6 protein-coding genes are annotated in these 6,082 nt (G+C 72.3%); 2 read left to right on the top strand and 4 right to left on the bottom strand.

Annotation, left to right across the window (positions count from 1 at the left end; genetic code table 11):
* From K6I33_RS30235 to K6I33_RS30225, 3 genes are all read right to left on the bottom strand, one after another.
* Positions 1–935, bottom strand: a 935-nt coding sequence (locus tag K6I33_RS30235; RefSeq protein WP_229357737.1) for an ABC transporter permease subunit, incomplete at its 3' end; no start/stop codon positions are given.
* A gap of 59 nt (positions 936–994) precedes the next feature.
* Positions 995–1,921, bottom strand: a complete 927-nt coding sequence (locus K6I33_RS30230) for an alpha/beta fold hydrolase (protein WP_229357736.1) — start codon at positions 1,919–1,921, stop codon at positions 995–997.
* 73 nt (positions 1,922–1,994) lie between these two features.
* Positions 1,995–3,185 carry a GDSL-type esterase/lipase family protein gene (locus K6I33_RS30225; protein WP_229357735.1) on the bottom strand — a complete coding sequence of 397 codons (1,191 nt, stop codon included), beginning with the start codon at positions 3,183–3,185 and terminating at the stop codon, positions 1,995–1,997.
* Positions 3,186–3,622: 437 nt separating this feature from the next.
* Between K6I33_RS30225 and K6I33_RS30220 the strand changes: the two genes are divergently transcribed.
* Both K6I33_RS30220 and pip read left to right on the top strand, forming a co-directional pair.
* On the top strand, positions 3,623–3,781 hold the full coding sequence (locus K6I33_RS30220) for a hypothetical protein (RefSeq protein WP_229357734.1): 159 nt from the start codon (positions 3,623–3,625) through the stop codon (positions 3,779–3,781).
* Between the two features lie 802 nt (positions 3,782–4,583).
* Entirely contained in the window at positions 4,584–5,564 is a 981-nt protein-coding gene (gene pip / locus K6I33_RS30215; RefSeq protein WP_229357733.1) for a prolyl aminopeptidase, read from the top strand.
* Between the two features lie 73 nt (positions 5,565–5,637).
* Here pip and K6I33_RS30210 read toward each other — a convergent pair.
* Positions 5,638–6,082 (bottom strand): CocE/NonD family hydrolase (locus K6I33_RS30210; protein WP_229357732.1); only part of this gene is annotated, 445 nt, incomplete at its 5' end.

Below are 6,082 nucleotides of genomic sequence, written 5' to 3'. Positions count from 1 at the left end.
CGCCCCAGCAGTTCGGCCACCGGCCGCAGCAGCCGCCCCAGCAGGGCCGGCCAGGACGAGCGGCGCACGAAGTCCAGCACCAGCGACCGCTGGACGTCGGCCGCCTCGGACTGCTCGTTCTTGAACCGTTCCGTCCACGCGGTCAGCGGCCGCCAGAAGAAGAAGTTCACCCCGACGACCATGACGGCCATGGTGACCACCGCCCAGCCGACCTTGCCCAGGTCGCCGTCGGCGATGGCCGTGCCCGCGAACGACCCCACGCCCGGCAGGGCGTGCCGGTGGCCGGAGACGCTGATGGCCTCGGAGGCCACGAGGAAGAACCAGCCGCCGCCGAAGCTCATCATCCCGTTCCACACCAGCCCGATCGCCCCGGCGGGCAGCTCCACCTTCCAGAACCGCATCCAGCGGGTGAAGCGGAACGACCGGGACACCTCGTCGAGCTCACGGGGGAGCGTGATGAGCGAGTGGTAGAAGCCGAAGGCCATGTTCCACGCCTGCGACGTGAAGATCGCGAAGATCGACGCGCACTCCAGGGCGGGCATGGAACCGGGGAAGAGCGAGACGAAGCCGGCCACCGCCACCGTCAGGAAGCCCAGCACCGGCACGGACTGGAGGATGTCCAGCGCCGGGATCAGCACCCGCTCCAGCCGCCGGCTGTGCGCCGCCGCGTACGCGTAGACCAGGGCGAAGGTCACCGAGACCGCCAGCGCGGCGAACATCCGCAGCAGGCTCCGCGCCGCGTAGTACGGCAGCTCCGCCGGGGAGGTGTCCACCTTCACCACATGGGCCGGGTCGAAGGAGACGGTGGCCTCCTTGCCGACGCGCAGCAGGAGATACATCCCCACCAGCACCGCCACGGCCACCGCGACGTCCACCCAGGACAGCCTCGACACCCTCCGCACCCTCGACATGGTGGAGCGCGACGGAATCGTCATGGGAGAACCCCCGGAACACGGCAGTCTGCGGTCCGACGATAGGACACGCCATGGAGGGGTCAGCGCTCAGGGGCGGCCTCCGGGCCGGCCTCGGTGGCGGTCTCCGGGGCGGCTTCGGGGGCGGTGAGCAGGCGTCGTACCTCGGCGGCGATCACCTCGGGCTCGGATGTCGGGACCATGTGGTCGGCCCGCCGGGCGAGGACGTGCCGCCCGTGCGACGACTGCCGTACCCGGTGGGCGTGCGAGGCGTTGATGGACTCGCGGGCCTTCGCGCTCATACCGGGGGTGCGCAGGGTGGCGGAGATGACCGTGAGAGGGATGTCGCCGAGGGCCGGCGGGCGCTCCAGCAGGTAGCGCAAGTCGGCCTCGATACGCTCCTGTTCGACGCCCATGGCGCGTACCGCCGCGACGGTGAAGGCCTCCGCGCGCATGTCGGCGGCGGCGTCCGGCGGCAGGGCGGCGGTGACTTTGCGGAAGAGGAGCCCGAACACCTTGAGGCGCGCGAGCAGCAGGGCTATCCGCAGGCGGCTCTTCTCCAGTCTGCGGATGGACTGGTCGAAGAGCAGCTCGCATGCCTCGTCGGTGGGGTCGGCGAGGACCAGCCCGGCGATCCGCCCGGGCCGGTTCGCGGCGGCGAGGCGGACGACCGGCCCGCCCCAGCTGTGCCCCACGAGCACGAAGGGTCCCGGCCCGAGGTGGTCGAGGAGATCGCCCAGGTCGTCGGCGAGCCGACGGAGGTCGCGTGCTCCCGACGGGTCGGGGGCGCTGCGGCCGAGGCCGCTCCGGTCGTAGACCACCGTGCGCGCCGAGCGGGCCACGTCCCGCTGGACGAGTGCCCAGTACGAGCGGGTCGCCGCCAGGCCGCTCTCGAACACCACCGTCACCGGGCCGGCGTCGGCGGGGCCCGCCTGCTCCATGAAGAACAGTTCGCGGCCGTCGCGGGTGCGCGCGCTGCCGGGTGTGCCCTGGCTGTGCTGTCGCTGCATGGTGTCCGTCCTCACGTCCGTCCTCACAAGCGGATCCGGCGAGCTGTTCGACCGAAGGGGGACTTAGGCTAACCTAACTTCCGCTTCGGGTGGGGTGCCGGGGACGTCCCGGGGCGAACGGCCCGCCGGCACCGAAGACCAGCTCGGCGAAGCGTTCGCCGATGCGCCGGTAGCCGGCGGAGTCCGGGTGGAGCCGGTCGGGGAGCGGGAGCTCGGCGAAGTCCGCCTCGCCGTAGAGGGCACGGCCGTCGAGGTAGTGGAGATTCGGGTCGCCGGTCGCCCGTCGCGCGGTGATACGGGCGAGTTCGGCGCGGATGACACGGAGGGTGAGCCGCCCGGAGGCGCGGTCCCCGGGGTCGCCGAGGGCGCGGAAGACCACCCTTCCGTTGTCGGATTCCGGTGCGACGGGACCCGGGGTGTCCTCCTGGATGGGGCAGAGGATGGGGGAGACGACGAGCAGCGGTGTATCGGGGTGCCCCTCGCGGACGGTGTCGAGGAAGCCGTGGACCGCCGGGCCGAAGGCGCGTAGCCGCATCGCGTCGGAGTTGGCCGGATTGATGCCGAGTTTAAGGCTGATCAGATCGGCCGGGGTGTCGCGCACGGTCCGCGCGGTGAACGGGTCGAGCAGGGCGTTGCCGCTCAGGCCGAGGTTGACGAGCTCCACGCCGCCGGCGGACGCGGCCAGTGCCGGCCAGGTCGCCGTGGGGCTCTCGGCGTTGGGGCCGTGACTGATCGAACTGCCGTGGTGCACCCACACCTTGCGGCCGCGGTCCGGCGCGGTCTCGACCGGGGCGTCGGTGCGCAGGGCGATCAGCTCGGTCGCCTCCGCCTGCGGCAGCCAGATCTCGATGTCCTTGACTCCGGCGGGCAGTCCGGCGAACCGTACGGTGCCGGCGGGCCCGCTCCGGAGCGTCATGGACCAGGTGGCCGTGTCGACGCCGAGGACGTTGCCGCCCGGGGCGGTGGCCCGCCCGGCGCGCCGGCCGTCGACGAGCAGGTCGTACACGCCGTCCGGGAGGGGCGGAGTGCCGTGGAAGACGGCCCTCGTGGGCAGGACGTCCAGCTCGACGACCGTGGCGGCGGTCCGGAAGACCAGCCGTACCCCGGAGGGCTGGGCCTCGACCAGCGACAGGAACGGATCGGGGTACTGCTCACGCGCCCGGGCGGGCAGCCGGTGCGGCCGTACGCCCGACGCGGTGCGCTCCAGGTCGAGGGCGCCGCGCAGAAGGCGGGAGTCCAGGGGGGTGGAGATCCAGCCGGTCATAGCGGCTCCGTGACGGGGGCGGGGGAAGGGGCGGAAGCGGCGTGGAGGCAATGACGTTCACAACAGATGCTCGGATACGCCGGATCGAGACGGAATGGCCACTACTGGGCATGAAGTGGTGGGTCAGAGATCGAAACCGACCTTGCTCGTGCCCGGATTTGGGAATTTATCGCTCGTTCGGGCAACGCTGCCCATTACAGTTCGTAATGTTGGCGTATCGAAGTGATAGCCCGGTAGCGTCCATGGAAACAGAAGAGCCCTGGCCGGCCCGCCAACCAGTGCCAGAGCCCCTTTTCCTGTTCACTTCGATCCCGGAGGGCGCCATGCCTCCTGACCACATGCCACGACGAACCGTTCCCGGCACGGCGCGGCACTCTACCGACGGTAACATCCCGCGCTCCGGCGCCGCCGGAGTCCGGGAAGTCCATGACCTGACGGTGGAACTCCAGGCAAGCGCGTTCGTGGCGTTGGTGGTGACCGGCCTGGTGCTCATCTTCTCGCCCGACGTCCTGCCCGCCGCCACGGCGGCGGTGCTCACCGCGCTGCCGTACGCGGGCCGCTCCTTCCTGCGCTACCGGCGTGTGAGCGGTATGTGAGGCGCCGTCAGCCGCCCGGGCCGGCGGGAGGGGACGCACGGCCCGGGCGGCACCGCGCGCCCGTGACAGAACTTCACAGGACAGCACCCCGAAAGGGCTACCCCCGAGATGACCAACGGCGCGGGCAGTACGGTGATCTGCCGCAACCCGGCGTGCTCCGACCCCGTACCCTCCACCCGGCACGGCAGGCCCCGGATATATTGCAGCGACGCCTGCCGCAGGGCGTACTACCGCATCAGCCCCGCACGCCGAGTCTCTCCCGACGCCGAGCGCCACGACCGGTACGTCCAGCAGATCCTCGACGAGCTCTGGCAGCGGATCGACCGGCTGCGCGACCTCGCCCACGCCGACCGCACCGGGCTCACCGGAGCCGACTCCCCGCGCTCCCAGGCCCTCGCCCTCCTCAAGGGCAGCGCGGAGGCCTGCAAGGACCTCCAGGACCTGGACGCCGCCATCGTCCAGCAGGCCCGCGACCGGGGCGTCAAGGTCGCCGACATCGCGGCGGCCCGCAACATCTCCGCCGACAAGGTCAGCCGCGACTGGCCCGCCGACAGCATCGACCGCCGGATGAACCAGCGTCAGCAACGCCGCAGCGTCGTCCACCGCCCGGCCGGTTCCCCGGACGCCGTGAACGAGCCCCTGCACCTCCCCGGCCGCTACCTCCCCGGGGAAGGACTCGGCCCGGGCCTCTCCGGATACGGGCGTGACGCCACCGAAGGCCCCCCACCCGCGGGCCCGGTGGTGTGCCGGCGATGCCGTAACGTGACACCGTTCTTGACGCCGGACACGAGGGAGATCCGCCATGAGGGAGCCGTATCCGCCGATCGAGCCCTACGACAAGGGCATGCTCGACGTGGGCGACGGCAACCTCGTGTACTGGGAGGTCTGCGGCAACCCCGAAGGCCGGCCCGCCCTCGTCGTGCACGGCGGCCCGGGCTCCGGATGCGGCCCGGGGGCGCGCCGGTACTTCGACCCGGACCGGTACCGCGTCGTGCTGTTCGACCAGCGCGGGTGCGGCCGCAGCACCCCGCACGCCGCCGATCCCACGACCGACATGCGGCACAACACCACCGGGCACCTCATCGCCGACATGGAGCGGCTCCGCCGGCACCTCGGAATCGACCGCTGGCTGCTGTACGGCGGTTCATGGGGCTCGACGCTCATCCTGGCCTACGCCCAGCGGCACCCCGAACGGGTCTCGGAGATCGTCATCTCCGCTGTCACCACCACCCGGCGCTCGGAGATCGACTGGCTCTACCGGGGCGCCCGCCGCTTCCTCCCCGAGGCATGGGAACGCTTCCTCGCCGGCGCCCCGGGCACCCCGCGCGACGGGGACGTCGTCGGGGCGTACGCCCGGCTGATGGAGCACCCCGACGCGGCGGTGCGCGAGAAGGCGACGGCCGACTGGTGCGCGTGGGAGGACGCGGTCCTGTCGGGTGAGACGCGGGGCGCCACCCGCCCGTACGGCGACCGGCCGCCCAGGGCGAGGATCGCGCTGGTGCGCATCTGCTCCCACTACTTCTCCCACGGCGCGTGGCTGGAGGAGGGCGCGCTGCTGCGCGACGCGCACCGGCTGGCCGGAATCCCGGGCGTCCTGATCCACGGCCGCCTCGACCTGGCCGGCCCCCTCGACACGGCCCGGGAACTCGCCCGGGCCTGGCCCGGCGCCGAGCTGATCGTCGTCGACGACGCGGGCCACCTCGGCGACGCCACGACATTCGGCCACGTGCTCGAGACCCTCGACCGCTTCGCCGCGAACGACCGGGCTCCGCAGCCGGACTGACGGCGCATCACCTGCTCGCGGATAGGGGCATACGGTTCTGGCGCGCGGGCAGGCCCGCGGACGGCCCCGGTGCTCAGCGAGGCAGCGTCAACGCCGAGTCCGTGTGCAGGGTGACGACGACCGGTACGAACGCGGTGGCGTCGAGCGGTGACTCGCCGGTGCCCGGATCGCGGGCGTAGCGGGGGTGGGCGCCCGCGCTGATCTGCCAGCGGAGACGATGCCCCGCGGGGAAGCGGTGGGCGGTGGCGCCCATCGGCACGGTGACCTCGGCGGGAGTGTGCCCGGCGGTCCGTATCCGGGCGATGCCGTCGCAGATGTTGACGGAGCGGCCCTGTGCGTCCACGTCGCACAGGCGGGTGAAGACGGTGGTGTGACCCGTGTCCGAGGAGACGGTCAGCCGTGCGGAGACCGGGCCGAGGACGTCCATGGGCTCGGTGAGCGGTGGGCCGGTGAAGGTCAGGACGTCGTCCCGGGCCTCCAGGGCGGCGTTGTCCCGTGGGCCGGCGGTGGGGGAGAGG

The organism is Streptomyces sp. UNOB3_S3 (genome assembly GCF_020740895.1).
Taxonomy (GTDB): Bacteria; Actinomycetota; Actinomycetes; order Streptomycetales; family Streptomycetaceae; genus Streptomyces.
This window is presented reverse-complemented; position numbering and strand designations above follow the sequence as displayed.

Excerpts from the sequence above, each read along its gene's own strand:
- K6I33_RS30230 (WP_229357736.1), bottom strand. The coding sequence starts at position 1,921 with ATGCAGCGACAGCACAGCCAGGGCACACCCGGCAGCGCGCGCACCCGC.
- K6I33_RS30225 (WP_229357735.1), bottom strand. The coding sequence starts at position 3,185 with ATGACCGGCTGGATCTCCACCCCCCTGGACTCCCGCCTTCTGCGCGGC.
- pip (WP_229357733.1), top strand. The coding sequence starts at position 4,584 with ATGAGGGAGCCGTATCCGCCGATCGAGCCCTACGACAAGGGCATGCTC.